This window comes from Nitrosomonas marina, from assembly GCF_900111605.1.
GTDB lineage: Bacteria > Pseudomonadota > Gammaproteobacteria > Burkholderiales > Nitrosomonadaceae > Nitrosomonas > Nitrosomonas marina_A.
In genome coordinates this window covers 43,059-60,014 of the sequence record NZ_FOIA01000023.1, presented here as the reverse complement: position 1 = coordinate 60,014, position 16,956 = coordinate 43,059, and the positions used below count along the sequence as shown (strand labels likewise).

The 16,956-nt window shown below is 48.6% G+C and carries 24 protein-coding genes and 1 tRNA gene; 14 read left to right on the top strand and 11 right to left on the bottom strand.

The genetic code is table 11. The features are described 5' to 3' along the window. Positions 1–163 precede the first annotated feature (163 nt). A tRNA-Arg gene (locus tag BMY62_RS11035) sits at positions 164–239 on the bottom strand. A 272-nt stretch (positions 240–511) separates the two neighbouring features. Here BMY62_RS11035 and trxB point away from each other — a divergent pair. Together trxB and BMY62_RS11025 are read left to right on the top strand one after the other, a co-directional pair. Beyond that, entirely contained in the window at positions 512–1,465 is a 954-nt protein-coding gene (trxB, locus tag BMY62_RS11030; protein WP_090659685.1) for a thioredoxin-disulfide reductase, read from the top strand. A gap of 21 nt (positions 1,466–1,486) precedes the next feature. Next, complete coding sequence (locus BMY62_RS11025) at positions 1,487–2,059, top strand: Smr/MutS family protein (RefSeq protein ID WP_090659683.1); 573 nt, start codon at positions 1,487–1,489, stop codon at positions 2,057–2,059. A 16-nt stretch (positions 2,060–2,075) separates the two neighbouring features. Here the strand turns inward: BMY62_RS11025 and BMY62_RS11020 are convergent, their stop codons facing one another. Both BMY62_RS11020 and BMY62_RS11015 read right to left on the bottom strand, forming a co-directional pair. After that, the gene (locus BMY62_RS11020) at positions 2,076–2,447 is read right to left on the bottom strand and encodes a TraR/DksA family transcriptional regulator (protein ID WP_090659680.1); all 372 of its coding nucleotides are present in this window, start codon (positions 2,445–2,447) and stop codon (positions 2,076–2,078) included. A gap of 140 nt (positions 2,448–2,587) precedes the next feature. Beyond that, positions 2,588–3,142, bottom strand: coding sequence for a peroxiredoxin (locus BMY62_RS11015; RefSeq protein ID WP_090659677.1), 555 nt, complete (start codon positions 3,140–3,142; stop codon positions 2,588–2,590). A gap of 196 nt (positions 3,143–3,338) precedes the next feature. Between BMY62_RS11015 and BMY62_RS11010 the strand changes: the two genes are divergently transcribed. The 4 genes from BMY62_RS11010 (at position 3,339) to BMY62_RS10995 (ending at position 6,498) form a co-directional block, all read left to right on the top strand. Next, entirely contained in the window at positions 3,339–4,937 is a 1,599-nt protein-coding gene (locus tag BMY62_RS11010; protein WP_090659674.1) for a YeiH family protein, read from the top strand. Between the two features lie 213 nt (positions 4,938–5,150). Continuing rightward, positions 5,151–5,624, top strand: a complete 474-nt coding sequence (locus BMY62_RS11005; protein WP_090659671.1) for a universal stress protein — start codon at positions 5,151–5,153, stop codon at positions 5,622–5,624. Positions 5,625–5,640: 16 nt separating this feature from the next. Beyond that, positions 5,641–6,306, top strand: coding sequence for a hypothetical protein (locus BMY62_RS11000; RefSeq protein ID WP_090659668.1), 666 nt, complete (start codon positions 5,641–5,643; stop codon positions 6,304–6,306). A gap of 27 nt (positions 6,307–6,333) precedes the next feature. Continuing rightward, positions 6,334–6,498 (top strand): DUF3330 domain-containing protein, encoded by a 165-nt coding sequence (locus BMY62_RS10995; protein ID WP_090659665.1) that lies wholly within the window; start codon positions 6,334–6,336, stop codon positions 6,496–6,498. A 28-nt stretch (positions 6,499–6,526) separates the two neighbouring features. On the opposite strand, the gene BMY62_RS10990 is transcribed toward BMY62_RS10995, so the two are convergent. From BMY62_RS10990 to ygfZ, 8 genes are all read right to left on the bottom strand, one after another. After that, complete coding sequence (locus BMY62_RS10990) at positions 6,527–6,922, bottom strand: hypothetical protein (RefSeq protein ID WP_143058798.1); 396 nt, start codon at positions 6,920–6,922, stop codon at positions 6,527–6,529. Between the two features lie 20 nt (positions 6,923–6,942). Next, positions 6,943–8,121 (bottom strand): acetyl-CoA C-acyltransferase family protein, encoded by a 1,179-nt coding sequence (locus tag BMY62_RS10985; protein ID WP_090659659.1) that lies wholly within the window; start codon positions 8,119–8,121, stop codon positions 6,943–6,945. Positions 8,122–8,237: 116 nt separating this feature from the next. After that, positions 8,238–8,600 carry a response regulator gene (locus tag BMY62_RS10980; protein WP_090659656.1) on the bottom strand — a complete coding sequence of 121 codons (363 nt, stop codon included), beginning with the start codon at positions 8,598–8,600 and terminating at the stop codon, positions 8,238–8,240. Then, on the bottom strand, positions 8,578–8,805 hold the full coding sequence (locus BMY62_RS10975) for a response regulator (protein WP_090659653.1): 228 nt from the start codon (positions 8,803–8,805) through the stop codon (positions 8,578–8,580). The genes BMY62_RS10980 and BMY62_RS10975 overlap by 23 nt, the downstream gene beginning before the upstream one ends. After that, a complete protein-coding gene (locus tag BMY62_RS10970; protein WP_090659650.1) occupies positions 8,795–9,079 on the bottom strand; it encodes an ATP-binding protein in 285 nt (94 codons plus the stop codon). The genes BMY62_RS10975 and BMY62_RS10970 overlap by 11 nt, the downstream gene beginning before the upstream one ends. After that, positions 9,007–9,180 (bottom strand): ATP-binding protein, encoded by a 174-nt coding sequence (locus BMY62_RS15960; protein WP_177170365.1) that lies wholly within the window; start codon positions 9,178–9,180, stop codon positions 9,007–9,009. Before BMY62_RS15960 ends, BMY62_RS10970 begins: the two co-directional genes overlap by 73 nt. Before the next feature lie 101 nt (positions 9,181–9,281). Beyond that, entirely contained in the window at positions 9,282–9,509 is a 228-nt protein-coding gene (locus BMY62_RS10965; RefSeq protein ID WP_177170364.1) for a hypothetical protein, read from the bottom strand. Between the two features lie 37 nt (positions 9,510–9,546). After that, positions 9,547–10,590 (bottom strand): CAF17-like 4Fe-4S cluster assembly/insertion protein YgfZ, encoded by a 1,044-nt coding sequence (ygfZ, locus tag BMY62_RS10960; protein ID WP_090659645.1) that lies wholly within the window; start codon positions 10,588–10,590, stop codon positions 9,547–9,549. A gap of 170 nt (positions 10,591–10,760) precedes the next feature. Here ygfZ and atpD point away from each other — a divergent pair, with 170 nt between their 5' ends. Genes atpD through BMY62_RS10920 form a run of 8 tightly spaced genes read left to right on the top strand, consistent with a single transcriptional unit; the run spans position 10,761 to position 16,933 of the window. Next, positions 10,761–12,158, top strand: coding sequence for a F0F1 ATP synthase subunit beta (gene atpD / locus BMY62_RS10955; RefSeq protein WP_090659642.1), 1,398 nt, complete (start codon positions 10,761–10,763; stop codon positions 12,156–12,158). Further along, entirely contained in the window at positions 12,155–12,562 is a 408-nt protein-coding gene (locus BMY62_RS10950; RefSeq protein WP_090659639.1) for a F0F1 ATP synthase subunit delta/epsilon, read from the top strand. The genes atpD and BMY62_RS10950 overlap by 4 nt, the downstream gene beginning before the upstream one ends. An 11-nt stretch (positions 12,563–12,573) precedes the next feature. Beyond that, complete coding sequence (locus tag BMY62_RS10945; protein ID WP_090659636.1) at positions 12,574–12,846, top strand: AtpZ/AtpI family protein; 273 nt, start codon at positions 12,574–12,576, stop codon at positions 12,844–12,846. Next, complete coding sequence (locus BMY62_RS10940; protein WP_090659633.1) at positions 12,846–13,523, top strand: F0F1 ATP synthase subunit A; 678 nt, start codon at positions 12,846–12,848, stop codon at positions 13,521–13,523. The genes BMY62_RS10945 and BMY62_RS10940 overlap by 1 nt, the downstream gene beginning before the upstream one ends. Further along, entirely contained in the window at positions 13,516–13,782 is a 267-nt protein-coding gene (locus BMY62_RS10935; protein WP_090659630.1) for an ATP synthase subunit c family protein, read from the top strand. The genes BMY62_RS10940 and BMY62_RS10935 overlap by 8 nt, the downstream gene beginning before the upstream one ends. Before the next feature lie 26 nt (positions 13,783–13,808). Beyond that, complete coding sequence (locus BMY62_RS10930; RefSeq protein ID WP_090659627.1) at positions 13,809–14,558, top strand: F0F1 ATP synthase subunit delta; 750 nt, start codon at positions 13,809–13,811, stop codon at positions 14,556–14,558. Then, positions 14,548–16,059, top strand: a complete 1,512-nt coding sequence (locus BMY62_RS10925; protein ID WP_090659623.1) for a F0F1 ATP synthase subunit alpha — start codon at positions 14,548–14,550, stop codon at positions 16,057–16,059. The genes BMY62_RS10930 and BMY62_RS10925 overlap by 11 nt, the downstream gene beginning before the upstream one ends. Continuing rightward, positions 16,043–16,933, top strand: a complete 891-nt coding sequence (locus tag BMY62_RS10920) for a F0F1 ATP synthase subunit gamma (protein ID WP_090659620.1) — start codon at positions 16,043–16,045, stop codon at positions 16,931–16,933. Before BMY62_RS10925 ends, BMY62_RS10920 begins: the two co-directional genes overlap by 17 nt. Positions 16,934–16,956: the final 23 nt, after the last annotated feature.

Genomic DNA, 16,956 nt, shown 5'->3' with positions numbered 1-16,956 from the left:
CGAAGGCATCAGCCTTACAGGGAGTAATCAGTCTGATACGTGCAGAAACATGGGAGCGCATCAATCAATTGCTTGTTAGTGGTGCGCTGGACGCCAGGATTGAATGCGCCAAAGGCGTGCGCATCGACAGCACAGTGACGGACAGTCTAAATCTTTGATTTATTGGCGCCCTGAGCACGAATCGAACGTGCGACCTACCCCTTAGGAGGGGGTTGCTCTATCCACTGAGCTACCAGGGCGTAGTTTCAAGACCCTTATTTTACGCTACTCTGCCATATTAGTATAAGCCGCTTATACTCTCACATCCCCGTTACCATCTAGCATTTATGCCATAACCGTTTGTTTATAAAAACTCTTTCAATAAAATAATTACAGCGCATTCTGTATATCTATCACTACATTATTTTTGGTTAGCGACAATGGACTGCAGCTACAACTTGAGATCATGCGCGTTACTCAGTATAGTTGCCGGATTTATTTTGAATTTCATAGACAAAGAAACATATAAATTATGACAACAACACGACACTGTCCATTGTTAATTCTCGGCTCCGGCCCTGCCGGTTATACAGCAGCTGTCTATGCAGCGCGTGCTAATCTGCGCCCCGTCATCATCACCGGACTGGAACAGGGAGGCCAGTTGATGACAACTACAGATGTTGATAACTGGCCAGCCGATGCGATGGGAGTACAAGGTCCTGAACTCATGGAGCGTTTTCAGAAACATGCCGAACGGTTTAATACCGAAATCATTTTCGATCATATTCATACTGCCAGGCTGATGGATAAACCGCTGACACTGGTTGGTGATCAGGGTACATACACATGTGATGCATTGATAATCGCCACTGGAGCGACCGCGAAATATCTTGGCATTCCTTCCGAAGAGGCATTCATGGGACGCGGCGTATCGGCCTGCGCCACCTGTGACGGTTTTTTTTACAAGGGGCAGGATGTTGCTGTAATCGGCGGTGGTAATACCGCTGTCGAGGAAGCACTTTATTTATCCAATATCGCCAAATCCGTCACTGTAGTGCACCGCCGGGAACAATTCCGCTCCGAAAAGATTCTGATAGACAGAATGATGGAAAAAGTCAGTAATGGGAACATCCGCCTTGAACTTAACTACGTACTGGATGAAGTGGTAGGAGACGATAGCGGCGTGACAGGCATGCGCATCAAAAGCACACAGGACGACAGCTTAAAGGCCATTGATTTGCATGGTGTTTTCATTGCTATCGGACACAAACCCAATACAGATATCTTTGTCGACCAGCTTAAAATGGAAAATGGCTACATTCTGACCCAGGGCGGCAGTCAGGGTAATGCGACCGCCACCAGCATTCCGGGCGTATTTGCAGCCGGAGACGTGCAGGATCATATTTACCGGCAGGCAGTAACGAGTGCAGCCAGCGGTTGTATGGCCGCATTGGATGCTGAAAAGTATTTTGATCAATTGACCTGATAGTTTGTGGTAAACAACGAGATGTCCAAGAAAAAAGAAGCGGCCAAAGCAATTAATGACGACATAACAGAGTTTTATGAAGCAATGAAACATGTCGTGCCGCTGACCGCTTCTGACAGGACTATACTGGAACCGGAGAAACCGGCTCCCCATCCCCGGAAAAAAAACCCTTTCATACTGTACGACCCGGCATTCGAAACTGCTAACGCAAATGATGCCAATCTTCCAGAGATAAGTGCCGACGATGAATGGTCTTATTCAGGACCGGGTGTTTCACACCAGACATTACGCCGTCTGAAACGCGGTTACTGGCGCATTTGTGACAGTATCGACCTGCACAGACTCACTCAAGATGTCGCAAAACATCGCATGACTGATTTTCTGAATGCTGCATTGCAAAAGCACCTTCGCTGCGTAAGAGTCATCCATGGAAAAGGCCTCAGCTCGCAAGACGGTATACCTGTATTAAAATACAGCGTCGGCAACTGGCTGGCACAGCATCCAGCTGTGCTGGCGTTCTGTCAGGCTAGTCCGGAAAATGGCGGTGGCGGTGCAGTTATGATTTTACTCAAAAGCAAAGAGCATAAACAATAAGCACGCCAGAACACCGTTATAACGATGGATTTGACTCATGCGGATATAATTTCTCATACTTTCGCTGACACTCTATACAGCGTTGTGTGGAGGGATTGGCAATAAGTCGCTCAAAGCCGATTTCTTCACCGCAATCAACGCAGTCACCAAACTCCAGCTCCATCAGATACTTCTCTGACATTTCAAGCTCCCGCATTTCGTTTATCTGCTTGTCAACCAGTGCAGTATCAACGTCAGCCAGGATATTATTGATATCATCCGCCTGTCTGATATCAAATTCTTCGCCGCTTTGTACGAGTTCATTGCGAATTTCTTTCTGCAATTCGAGATAGCGTTTGTGTAACGCGGATTTGATCTGAGCCAGTTGCTCTTCAGTAAAATTTGCCATAATATTCTCTCCTGCCCGGGATATAGCGTCCTATTCAATCAGCACAATCTGCAATTGCTGATCACAATCAGCGTAACGCGTAATCCTATATACTCAGCGAACACAAGACCTTCAGGCTTGCGATACGCATCCCAAACCATTCATGCCTCAACATGGGCCAATTGTTTCAGATGCTTCAAATCTGAAACAATCTCACCTGCGTTTTGCGACGCCTGTACTGACCAGTAAACCTTGACTATGTTGCCAAACGGATCAATCAGAAAAGTATTGCGTTTAGCGAATTTTACAATACCTAAATTTAAAAGTGAGCAGTAGCGCGCAGCCGTTTCAGCTGTCGTATCAGCCAGTAACGAAAAATTCAGACCGAACTTGTTTGCGAAACGATCATGGCTGCTTACTGTATCAACGCTGACACCGACCACTTCGACTTCGAGTGTCTTCAGTTTGTTAAAATTGTCGCGAAAAGCGCACGCCTGACGCGTGCATCCCGGCGTGTCATCCCTAGGATAAAAATACAATACCAGCCATTTACCTCTGAAATCAACCAGGCGTTGCGTATTACCATACTGATCCGTCAGTTCAAATTCAGGTGCAGCCTGGCCGGGCTTAAGCAACTCGCATTTATTTGCAGGTTTGAGTAGCCAACCAGCCAGACCCAGTAATGCCAAAAAAACTACAACAATCAACCATTCCATCAACCGCCGCTCCGTCTATTCATCACAGATTGTTAACCCAACCCATAACGCTTATCATAGGCCAATTCACACCGGGATGCCAGATACGGAAGAAATGCGAGCAGGCTTCCCTTTTACCAGACATAGACTCTATTTTATATAATTACAGGCTGAGAATGCTGACTATTCAAGCACAATTACTCATCGGTTAAATATCATGATTTATACCCAGAAAAAACCTGCGCTGCTCATCATCGGCTTGTTGATGCTTGCCATTTGGTTCGGTGTGGACACGGGGTTATTAAACCCGGTACTGGCACACCTATCATCGGGAAAACCCTATAAATATCTGAACGAAATTAGCTCTCTGCCACTTTATTTTGGCGTCGTAGCCGTCGTCACGGGATGCTGGCATTGGCTGGGTCCACATGAAGAAGGCCAACTGGATTACTATTCCTCCACGATTGCGGGCGGTATGCTCATACTGCTCATAACCATGTTGATACGCTGGTTCATTGCACCGCAAATCGAGGTTATCAGTGTGGATCTTGGCTTAATCGGCAACACTGGAAAATATATTCACGAATTGCTAGGCCTTAACTACGTCGTCCTTGGCATCGTCGCTGGCATTATTATCGCCAACGTTTTCAAAGTGCCGGATTGGGCCAGGAATGGGGTACGCCTGTCCCGACTGGGACTCAAAACAGGTGTCATTTTGCTCGGCGCCCTGTACAGCGCAGCCGAACTGAAAAATCTGGGAGGCCTGTCTATTATCATGATAGGTTTTTTTGTACTGGGCTCGGTAGGTATCGTGCTATGGATAGGCTCGCGACGCAACATTTCCAATTCAATGGGCGGTGTGCTGTCAGCCGGCATGGGTGTTTGCGGTGTATCCGCAACTGTAGCAGTCGCTCCCGTCGTTCAGGCAAAACCCGTTGAAATCGCCTATACAATTGGAACCATCTTATTATGGGGCGTTGGCTGCATGTTTGCTTTTCCCATTATCGGCCACTTGCTGGACATGAGTTATGTACAGTTCGGTGCGTGGGCAGGCACGGGTATTTTGAACTCTGCCCAGGTCGTAGGCGCAGCATTGGCTTTCCAGCCCGATGGTATAGAGACGCTGATGGTGGCTGAAATTTTCAATATCACTCGCGTCTTGATCCTACCGGTTATCGTGCTCTGGCTGGCCATCTGGTACGTCAAAAGAGAAGGCACAACCTCATCTGGCACAACCTCATCCGGAATTAACGTTGGGCAGGTAATCATTACAAAATTTCCTGTATTTGTGCTGGGTTTTATCCTTATGTTTGCATTGTCCACAACAGGAATGTTTGCGCCGGCCAGCCATTACCAGGGTAAATATTTCGGCAATACGCCGGCACAGGGATTCAAACAGGAGAACCTGTTAAATGCCGAACAGACCGAGCAATTGCGCGCTGAAATAATCGTTATCGACGAGAATGAGGACCGCGTTGCAGTAAACCGCCTGATCAAAAACGGAAAAATCATGACGATTGAAGATGATAATGCCATTCGCAGCATTATCAATGCCGGCACTTTATCCGATGAAGCCACTGCCATTCTTAGCGCCGCACATGACGCGGTGCGACACACCGCCAGGAAAATCGAAGCGTTTCGTCAATGGATTACCTGGCTGTTTGCATTTGGATTGGTCGGTCTCGGTATGCAGATCACGGTCAGCTCAATGAAGCAGGCGGGCGGAGAGCCAGCGATTATTGGTGGCATTGTCGGTTTTATCAAAGCGGCCTTGTCACTGATTGTGGTCATCCTGCTCATTGGTGATACCGTATAAAATACAATTAATCATGGAGATGTGTTATGCAGAACAAAGAGATCAAAACTTTTGAACGAGGTTCAGCCTTGTCGATTTTCAGCAGCGACCGTAAAGAGGATTTGATAGCCCTTATACTGGCTTTTCTTCTGGCCATGGCTATATACTTCATCTATTAGGTAGCCGTCAATTGCCTGCCTTTTCATCCTAAGACTTCAAAACTTTCCGAACGCTATGCTGCTGTTCAGACATATTCTGCTTGCAAGCCACGGTACTCTGGGTGCTATTGCGGCTGAAGACATGGCTTTACAGATTTGCGCCGACAACGGAATGATCGATCACCTGATCGTAGTACCCGAATTCTGGCAAGGGATGACTGGCGATGACTGGCTCAATAACGGCGTTACCCGGGATCAGTTCCAAAGCTATCTGCAAACCGAACTGGGCAGGGAAATCGACCAGCAATGCCAACGATTGCACCGCAAGATTTCTGCATCCGCCTGCACTTACAGCAGTCTGATTCAGTTTGGCAGACCCGATCAGGCTTTGTTGCAGTGCACAAAAAAGCAGAGATACGATCTGGTTGTCCTCGGGTCGCCACGACCACGGCGCATGCCTGATTTGATGGCGTTACGATCCACAATGCTGACCAAACAGCTCGTGACTGCCATGCAGACAGCAATACTGGTCGCTCCCTACCCAAAATAACACCGCCAACAGCACCGTGATATCACAGCGCGAGAACGAAAAATCATCCATATTACACAAACCGGACAGCGATCAGGATGCCGCATGGGCCATATTACACACGCCACTGGACACTGCAGCGCTTAAACTGTTCTGTCAGGACATCGAGCGTCTGTTTCGTATCAACCCGATGGTCAATTTCAACAGATGGCAAAAGACCGGTCACAATCGCTACCATTGCACAGGCCAAAACATCAGCCAGCAACCGCCATTCAATTTTGAACTGACATTTACAGTCAGGCCCTTGCCCGATGGTATCCAGATCGACTACGAACAAGGCTTAAAAACCCGAACAACATTTGTTATTGAACCACTGTCACTTCCTCAGGGGAATCAGCATCCCTGCCAAACAAAACTGACAATTACCGATTTTTATGACGGCATGTCCGAAGATGCACGCAAACAATACTTGCACCTTGTAGATAAAAGCATCACCGCCTGGGCCGGCGATTTACAGCAGTATCTGATCAACTGGAACAAGTGGTCGCGTTATCGGTTGTGGCGCGCCTACATGCGTTATGTCTGGCAACCAATGCGGCCTATGGGCCGGCGCATCGTCGCCATCCTGATATGGTTGACCGTTTTCGAAATGATTTTGATTTTACTGGGTGCAGCGGTATATTATCTGGAGAATACTCAATGACAATATTTAACGTAACGAGGATAAATCATGAATGAAGAACTAAAACCGATCGACCCGGAAATGGTTGCCTGCGAAGTGTGCTTAAAGGAAATCCCATTATCCGAAGCTAAAAGCGGCGAAGCCAGCGACTACGTTCTGCATTATTGCAGCCTGGAATGTTATGCAAAATGGAAAGAGCAATCCAAGGAATAATAATATCGATGCTTTACTTGCGTTCCGCTCACTCCGACTGCTGTCGCTGCAATTGATTGATCTGTTCCATCAACATTTGCCGTTCTTCCTCCAATGCCCTGAAACGCGCATATAGTCTGTCAAGATCGACAGTATATTTTTCAATACGGCCTCTTCTGTCCTGCTGTTGCTGCAGCGCCTCCTCATATTCTGGTGCAGGCCCGCTTTTTATGTTGACATCTGGAAATTCCGCCAGCTGCGAACCCAGCATTTCGTGTCGACGCAACTCCTGAATCATAAGAAATTGCTGATGAGTAGCCTGTGCATCCTGCTGGACGCGCATCAATGCCCGCTCCAGTTCTGAAATCTGCTGTTCCTTTTCAGTTCGGCCATCAAGGGGAAATGCCAGCAACACCAGTAACATCATCACCATACTCGATTTCAAAACCCGACCTCCTTTGCGCGTTATAATCGTTCAAACACTGCCGCGATGCCCTGCCCTCCGCCTATACACAGTGTCACAAGCGCAAACCGCCCGCCTGTGCGGTGCAGTTCATAAATCGCTTTAATCGTCAGTATCGCACCAGTAGCGCCAATGGGATGTCCAAGCGCGACCGCACCGCCGTTGGGATTGGTTTTCATCGGATCAAAGTGTAACTCTTTTGCCACTGCGCAGGCTTGTACTGCAAATGCTTCGTTAGATTCTATAATATCGATAGCGTTCATCTTCAAATGAGCGCGCTCTAGCGCCTGCTGCACCGCCAGTACCGGCCCGATACCCATATACCGCGGATCTACGCCAGCATGCCCATAAGACACCAGACGTGCAATAGGTTTCAAATTACGTTTTTCGGTCGTTTTCCCTTCCATTAAAACAACCGCAGCCGCGCTGTCATTGATGCCGGATGCATTACCCGCCGTCACTGTACCATCATCGCAAAAAACCGGCTTAAGTTTCGCCATGGTCTCCAAATCCACAGCTTCACGGGGATGTTCGTCAGTATCAAACATAGTGACGCCAGTACGCGTTTTTATCTCGACCGGAAGAATCTGCTCCTTAAAATACCCCTGACGAATTGCATGAATAGCGCGGCGATGACTCTCAACCGCATAGGCATCCTGCATTTCACGGCTGATTTGCCATTTGCGCGCAATGTTTTCTGCAGTAATGCCCATGTGTACATGATCAAACGGATCAGTCAGCGCGCCAACCATCATATCGACTGCACCGGTGTCCCGCATCCGCTGCCCCCAGCGCAATGCGGGCAACAAATACCCGCCACGGCTCATTGATTCCGCACCGCCCGCAATTGCGGCGTCGGTATCATTGAGTATAATTGCCTGACTTGCAGAAATTATAGCCTGCAGACCACTGCCGCATACGCGATTGACGGTTAATGCTGCTGTTCCCTGCGGCAGCCCGCCATTGATACAGGCCACCCGCGCCAGATACATGTCCCGCGTTTCACTGTGAATCACATGGCCCAGAACGCCATGACCAATTTCTTCGGGGTCGACCGCAGCCCTGTTTACTGCTTCCCTGACAACTTGTGCGGCCAGATCAACCGGTGCAACACCCTTGAGGGCGCCGCCATAATCGCCAATCGCAGTCCGCACACCGCTCAGCACGTACACTTCTCGCATGGAATTCCCTTTATTGTATTTACACGGTGTTTATGGGTATTTCAGCCGATACCCGGTGAGTACGACTTTCCCCAACAATTCATTAATCACAAAGCCGACATCAAACTCGATCTGTTTCAACCGTTTACCACTTGTTCTTCATTCAGTCTGTCGAGCTGTCTGCCCTTTTTTGAGTCAGGGAGCCACTTTTCCAGCATCGCACGCAGTTGCGCCAAAGAAAAGGGTTTTGCCAGCAGATCATTCATACCGGCATCCAGGCATTTCTTCAGATCGCCCGACAGTGCATTAGCCGTCAAAGCCACGATAGACAACCCAGCATATTCTGGCAATTGCCGTATCAAACGGGTAGCTTCATAGCCGTCCATAACCGGCATCTGGCAATCCATGAATACCAGATCATACTGTTGATGTTGTACCATCTGATAAGCTTCCTGACCGTTCAGGGCAAATGCTACCTCAATTCCGACATTCTGCAACATCGAACTGGCAACCTGCTGAAACCAACATCAACAGGCTGGGTCGGTCATACTGAGAATTTGCCTGTATGGCGTGCGCAAGCTGTAGCCCGTTCATTTCGGGTATATGCAAATCTACAATAACCAGCAGGAATAATAAATTATTCTGCATGGTCCGCTCCATAGCCTGTAGCGCCTCACCGCCATCAGCTGCACATTCAACTCGCATTTTTCCAGCCTGCCAACTGGCTCATCAGAATTTCACGATTGGCCCGGTTGTCATCGACGACTAAAACCGGTATGTCGGTGAGTGGCTCGCTTGCATGTTGATCAAGTATCGGCTCTAACGCCTTGTCTAATTGCACTTCAATATAGAAACGCGACCCTTTCCCCGGACCACTTTCGACCCAGATACGGCCACCCATTAATTCTACAAGTAACCGGCAATTTGCCGCACCCGGACCTGATCCGCCATACTGTCGCGTCGTTCTGGCATCCGCCAGGGAAAATGTTCAAAAATTTCAACATCACTATCAGGCACAATTCCAATGCCGGCATCCTCTACACAAAACCGTATTTTGATTTGTTTTTCAGCTTCATCCATTTTCACCGTTCGCACGATGACTTCAGCCTGCTATGTGAATTTAATGGCATTATTGATCAGATTAATAATTTGCCTGAGTCTAAACGAATCACCATACAGATTTAATGGCATATTCGGCGGCTTAAACTTAACTGCCCGCTCCATCCCCTTGCTTTTAGCTTGTTGCGAAAACATGACAACAGCATCATCAACAAGACGCAACCAATCAAAATAAAATCGACCGACTCCAATTGCATGAAACCGGATTCTATTTTTGAAAAATCAAGGATATCGTTAATGACTGCCAGTAAATGCTGACCGGATGTCTGCACGGATTCAGCCCAGACCATCTGCTGCGGACTCAATTCATTGTTCAGCGGCGAATCATCAATCCAGTGAATATGGCAACGCGCCAATAATGAGCGCCGGACCGCCTGGTTTGCGCCAGCTGAGGCTGCCTGCATTAATGCTGTTTTGCTGTATGACTGCAAGTACGTCATATCCCCCCTCAACTGAAGGCACTGCATTCACAATAGTGCCGCAGGACTGATCCTGCATTTTTGTATCGAACACATCATCCCCTTCGTTAACGGGCTCATCTGTCGCAATCTTTGCCAGATACATGCGACGCTTGAGCTTACCGAGATATTGTGTGCGCGCAACAATTTCCTGCCCCGGATAACACCCTTTCTTAAAACTGACGCCACCAATTATGTCCAGATTGATCATTTGCGGCAGAAACTGCTCCTGTGTTGCCGCGGTAATAACAGGAACACCTTCGTGTATTTCCCGCCTGCGCCAACAGGCTGCACCCGCAGGACGGGCATTGCCATTAAATAAATACCATAATTCCTGCGCATCCTTCTCAGAAACGATAAACTCGAAACGGTCGGGTGCATGACATATCACATGGGCATGTGCGCCGTGGATGATTTTCAACGCTGAACCGGTATTCAGGTCGAGCTCGGCGCCAGTCATTGACCTGGCAAGCTTATTGGCCTGTGCACCCGCAATACCAATGCGCACGTATTGCCCGCTGCGATCATGAATATCAACTTTCGATCGCAACACGAACATGGATAGCCGTTTCTGAATGGACGTGCACAGATCCACGGGAAGCTGTAGCATCCATTCACCGTCTATTTGCATAATGATGAAATTCGCGAGTATGCGCCCTTTTGGTGTGCAGTAACTGCCATATTTCGCCTGATTCGCGTTGACTTCTCTGATATCGCAGCTTAACTGATTCTGCAGAAACACACCCGCATCCGCGCCTGAAAAACCCAGCAAACCGTAATGCGACAGGTCGACCAGTATCGTACCTGCCTGCGCATGCTCCAGCTCCGACACCGGGTCGCCGAAATGCACAACCTGCCCGTTCTCGATCAAGGCATGCTGGGTTTGTAGAAAATTACGCCAGTTTTCCTGCATGTGCTCAATATATAAAATATGTCAAGGGAGCTGATTATACGGCCATTCACATTGAAGCAAAACATCATACGTCGAATGTCAGAATTACTGCGATAGTATTTTGTTTGTATACTGTAACAAGTTTAGGGTATAACAAAGCTTTTGCGCACACGAACCCGAGATACACGATTATGGAGCAAATGGTTCAGGCGATTGAAGACTCGAGAACACCTATCGGGCATATTGAAGAGGTTCACGGCCCGGTTGTTGATATTGTCTGCGAACGCCTGCCACCACTGCACCAGGCCTTGTTTTGCAGTTTAGACCATCAGCACTACCTGTTCGAGGTATACCGGCACCTGGACGCGCAGCGCGCCCGCGCCATCGCTTTGCATTCAACCAGTGGCCTGAAACGTGGAATGACTGTTTTCGACAGCGGCGGACCTTTACGCGTTCCGGTCACACAGGATTGCCTGAGCCGCATACTTGACATGTTCGGTATGCCTCTTGATGACAAACCGCCGCTGAAAACAACGGAAATGCGTAATATTATCGCACCGCCGGCATTGCTTTCTGAAACGGTGCCTGCATCCGAGATCCTCGAATCCGGAATCAAGGTCATCGATTTGCTGTGCCCGTTTATCAAAGGTGGAAAAACCGGACTGTTTGGTGGTGCCGGCGTGGGCAAAACCGTGCTGATCATGGAATTCATGCATGCGATCGTCAACTTGCACCAGGGTGTGTCGGTGTTTGCCGGTGTTGGTGAACGTATTCGCGAAGGCCATGAATTGTGGCATGAAATGCGCGAAGCCGGCGTCATGCCGCAAACGCTCATGCTGTTTGGACAAATGGATGAGTCACCGGGTATTCGTTTCCGCGTGGGACTGTCAGCACTGACTTATGCCGAATATTTGCGTGATTCCATGCACAAGGAAATCCTGTTGCTGATGGACAATGTTTTTCGTTTCGTACAGGCTGGCAGTGAAATTTCCGGTCTGCTCGGGCGCATGCCGGCCACGGTAGGCTATCAGCCGACACTGATGAGCGAGGTCGCGGAGTTGCAGGAACGTATTATTTCAACACACAAAGGCAATATCACAGCTGTAGAAGCCGTTTATGTACCTGCTGACGATATGACGGATCCGGCCGTCAGCACAATTCTGTCACACCTTGACACCACGATAATTTTGTCGCGCAATCAGGCCGCCAAAGGTATTTACCCTGCTGTTGATCCGCTTTCTTCATCCAGCAAAATGATGGACCGCGTGTTTCTGGGTAATCGCCACTATGAAGTCGCAGAGCGTGTGCGTGAACATCTGGCACGGTATCAGGAACTTGAAGACATGATCGCAATGATGGGTATGGAAGCGCTGTCTGAAAAAGATCACCGCATTGTGATGCGCGCACGCAAACTGCAACGCTATTTGACACAACCTTTTCACGTTATGGGGTCACACAGCGGTATTCAGGGCGCATCGGTCAAGCTGGAACAGACTTTGACCGATTGCGAGGCTTTCGTGCGCGGTGATTTCGATACTGTTCCGGAAGAACAGTGTTATATGCGAGGCACCATGGGAGCATTGTCATGAGAACGTTCACTTTGCACCTGCAAAGCGCGACGCAATATACTGTAGTAAAACAAGCAACCAGCTTTGTCGGCGCAGACGCATCGGGCAGTTTTGGTATTCTTGCAGGCCACGCACGGATGATGACTGCACTCGATTACGGCCTTGCGCGTTACCAGACCCACAATGACGACTGGTACTATCTTGCATTTCCGGGCGGAATTCTTTACTTTCTTGACAATCAACTGTATCTCAATTCGCGACGTTTTTTGTGCGACAGTGATTATGAACGTATCAGCGCCGGGCTCATGCAGCAACTGCTGGCGGAAGAGCAGGCACTGCAAACGATAAAAAACAGCCTGAATCAGCTTGAACAGGAAATGTTCCGCCGCCTGTGGGAAATAAAACGAAGCGGCGCTCACTTATAGGCAATAGAGCAATGAACGACAGGCAGTTAAAAAAAACTGTTGAAAAACAAATCAAGCGGATGAAAAAGGCCGAGAAGGAACGATCGACGCTCATCGCACAAACCATCTTTATGGGCACATTGTCATTATTGTTCATTTTACCGGTCCTGGCGGGAATTTACCTCGGCAACTGGCTGGACGACCGGACTGAAGGCTATTCCATCCACTGGACAATAGGTTTGATGCTGCTCGGCATTATTATTGGCATTGTTAATGTTTACCTGTTCGTGCGAGAACACAAATAATGGAAACAACCACTGCCGCATTTTATATCGGACCGTTTGGCATTACATCCATCGTCATCACGACATGGGGGATCATGCTGGGGCTTGGTGTCTTTTGCTGGCTCGCCACCAGAAATCTGTCACTTGAACCCGGCCCCATGCAAACGTTACTGGAAGGCATTGTTTCGGCCAGCGAAGCCGCCATACAATCCGTATTACCCGAACATGCGCGCGAACTGCTGCCGTTTATCACAACCTTGTGGATTTATCTTGTGATAGCCAATCTGACCGGTTTGATTCCACTGTTGCACTCGCCAACCGGCAATCTGTCCGTCACAGCCGGTCTCGCCCTGCTGGTCTTCTTGTCAGTACACTGGTTTGGCATCTACCACAACGGCATCCGTCACTATTTAAAACATTATTTAAGCCCGACCCCACTGTTGCTGCCTTTTCATTTGATCAGTGAAGCAACGCGCACAATCGCGCTGGCCGTACGTTTATTTGGCAATATCATGAGCCTGGAGCTGGTGGCACTGCTGGTATTAATCGTCGCCGGGTTACTGGTACCGATTCCACTGCTCATGCTACATATTGTCGAAGCACTGGTACAGGCTTATATTTTCGGAATGCTGGCACTGATTTATGTTGCCGGCGCTATGCAATCTCAATACAGTAAAAAGGAAAACAACAATGAGTGACATGGCCTGGTTTACCATATTTTCTACCGTATGCGCTGCACTCGCCGTTGCTATCGGCATGATGTTCCCGGCGCATGCAATGGGGCGCACAATCAGCCAGGCGCTCGACGCACTCGCTCGCCAGCCCGAAGCCGAAAAATCCATTATTCGTACATTATTTATCGGTCTGGCAATGATTGAATCGCTGGCAATTTATGTACTTGTAGTTGTGCTGATCATTCTGTTCCGCAATCCGTTGCTGGAATATCTCGTTCAATAACTCGCGACTGTATTCATACGCAGCAGATGGATTTCGACTGGACCACTTTTACTCTTGAGATCATCAATTTTCTGATCCTGATCTGGATCCTGAAACGGTTTCTTTATCAACCCGTATTAAACATTATCGATAAACGACGCGCCGATATCGATCAGGCCATGGCGGATGCGAGACGCATTGAAGCAGAAGCTGTTTCACTCAAAAAGCAAAACGAACAATATCTGGTCGAGTGGGAAAATCAAAAGGAAGCAGCACATGCGCAACTGTCTGCGGAACTGGCAGAAATTCGCAAGAAAAAACTTGCCGAACTAAATCAAAAATTTGATGATGAAAGTGATCGCCGTCGAATCCTTGAAGAGCGCCGACGCATCGAATATGAAAAAAAGATTGAAGAAAAAGCAATTGCGCAAGGCACCAAATTTGTCAGCAAGCTACTGTCCCGACTGGCAACACCCGAACTCGAAACACACCTGTTTGCATTACTGCTTGAAGATCTCGCCAATATTGATGAAGCAGATAAGCATGTAATTTCTGAAGCGACTGCTGACCATGCAACATCTATACTTGTACAAAGTGCCTTTCCGTTGACAGACACTCAAAAACAGACCCTGTCCCGCGTTTTGTGTGAACAATGCCAGACCGAACTCTCGATTGATTTTCAATGCAATGAAACGTTACTGGCCGGCTTCCAGATAACGGTCGGCCCCTGGGTTTTACATGCCAACTTACGTGACGAACTGAAGTTTTTCAGTCAACCGCTGCAGCATGAAAAATAAAACCCCTTCGGCCAAGGCCCAGCCAGCTGAATCTCCGATGGCAAGACGGGCCGACTGGTTGTCCCGATACTCCTACAGGTTACGCTTATCTGAACAAGGCACGGTCATTTCAGTCGGTGACGGCATAGCCTGGATCAGCGGATTACCGTCCGCTTGCCTGGACGAAATGGTTCGTCTTGCAGATGGCAGCACCGCCCAGGTTTTCCATCTGGGGCGTAACCGGGTAGGCGCTATCCTGCTGGAGCAAACGACCCAACTCACCGCTGGCACATCTGTTTTTCTAACAGGCAATCGTTTGCAAATTGGCACCGGGGATATTTTATTGGGTCGGGTAATCGACCCGCTGGGCAGACCTCTGGATGGTGCGGGCTCGTTAACCTTCGAGGCATACCGTTTACTGGATATGCGCTCACCGCCCATTATTTCACGCGATTTTGTTTCCCAACCCATCTACACCGGCAACAAAATCATTGACACGCTCATTCCCGTCGGCAAAGGCCAGCGTCAGTTGGTCATTGGCGATAACGGCTGCGGTAAGAGTACACTTGCAATCGATACCGTCATCAATCAACGCGGAAAAGAAGTTTATTGCGTGTATGTACTCATCGGCCAGAAGCGCTCCGCCGTTGCCAGCACCATTGACTTGCTGCGCCGTTCAGGCGCATTGGCTTACACCGTGATTGTCGTTGCCGAGGCAAACGCAATGCCGGGGCTGAAATATCTGGCACCTTTTGCCGGGTGTACAGTTGCCGAAGCCTGGATGACACAGGGGCGCGACACGCTGATTGTGTATGACGATCTCAGCGCACATGCACGCAGTTATCGTGAATTGTCCCTGTTATTGCGCAGACCACCTGGGCGTGAAGCCTACCCGGGGGATATATTTTACTTGCATTCTCGCCTGTTGGAACGCTCAACGCGCCTTTCAGTCAGTCAGGGCGGCGGAAGCATGACGGCCCTGCCTATCATCGAAACTGAACAGGGCGAAATTGCCACGTATATTCCCACTAATCTGATTTCGATTACTGACGGCCAGATCTATTTGGATCATCGCCTTTTTGTGCGCGGTTTTTTACCCGCAATTGACGTCACCCGCTCGGTCTCGCGTATCGGCGGCAAAGCGCAACACCCGGTGATCAAAAAAGAAGCCGGGCGTATGAAACTGGATTATCTGCAATTTCTGGAACTGGAGATCTTCACGCGCTTCGGCACCAAGCTGGATAAAAGCATGGAAAAACGGATACAGCGCGGTCAACTCCTTCGCGAAATCCTCAAACAGGAATCGCTGTCTCCTGTAACCATCGAATATCAATTGGCATGGTTGATCGCCTACAATGAAGGCTTATTCGATGCAATCCCGCAAGAACACATCAGGTCCGCACTGAAGTATCTACAGGAACAGGTGGACAACTCGGATTTGAATATTGATTCAGGACGCGACCAATGGAAGCGGCTTATCAACGCCTGGTTAAAACAGTATCGCAATGAGCAAGCGGCATGATATAAAAACACATATTGCCACCCTGGGTGAAATAAAAGGAATTCTGAGCGCAATGAAAAATATGGCGCTGCTGGAAATCCGCAAACTGGATGTTTTTTTATCTACCCAGCAACGTGTGATCACCAGTATCGAATCCTTATCACACGATTTTCTCGGTTTTTATGGGCACCTGCAGACTATACCGGACGATTTTCAGCATCTCTGGATTGTGATCGGCTCAGAGCGTGGTTTTTGTGGCGACTTTAATAAAATGTTAGGTGAGTTTGTGCGAACTCATGATAGCCTGGACGGCAATTCGCTGTTCGTAGTTGTCGGGAATCAGTTGCTGACCAAATTTACGGATGATAAGCGCGTGGTGGCAAGTATCAGCGGTCACAGTGTATCCGAAGAAATCCAGGTTACATTACTGCACCTGGCGGAGATACTCAACCAGTTACAGCAGCAATTCAAACTTGAAAAAATTGGCCGGATCAGTGCTGTCTATCATGATAATTATGAAAAAACAGTAAGGTTCCGGCAATTACTGCCACTCGAAACACCACAGAAAGCGCCCGATTTCGCATACCCGCCGCAGTTGCACCTGAAACCCTCTCAATTTTTGGCGCAATTGACCGATCAGTATCTGTATGCTGCGCTGCACCAGATATTTTATTCATCCCTGATGGTGGAAAACCACATGCGCCTGGAGCATATGGAAAACGCCATACATCGTCTGGAAAAAAACGTGGAAAATTTACAACTGCAATATAACAAGGTTCGACAGGAAGAAATTATCGAAGAGATAGAGATTATTCTGCTCAGTGCAGAGGCATTATCAGATACACAGGCGTCCACACTTCGCCTGCACGCACAACAATCCAGGCTCGTGCGCTGACAACCATCTCTTGCCAAACGAAA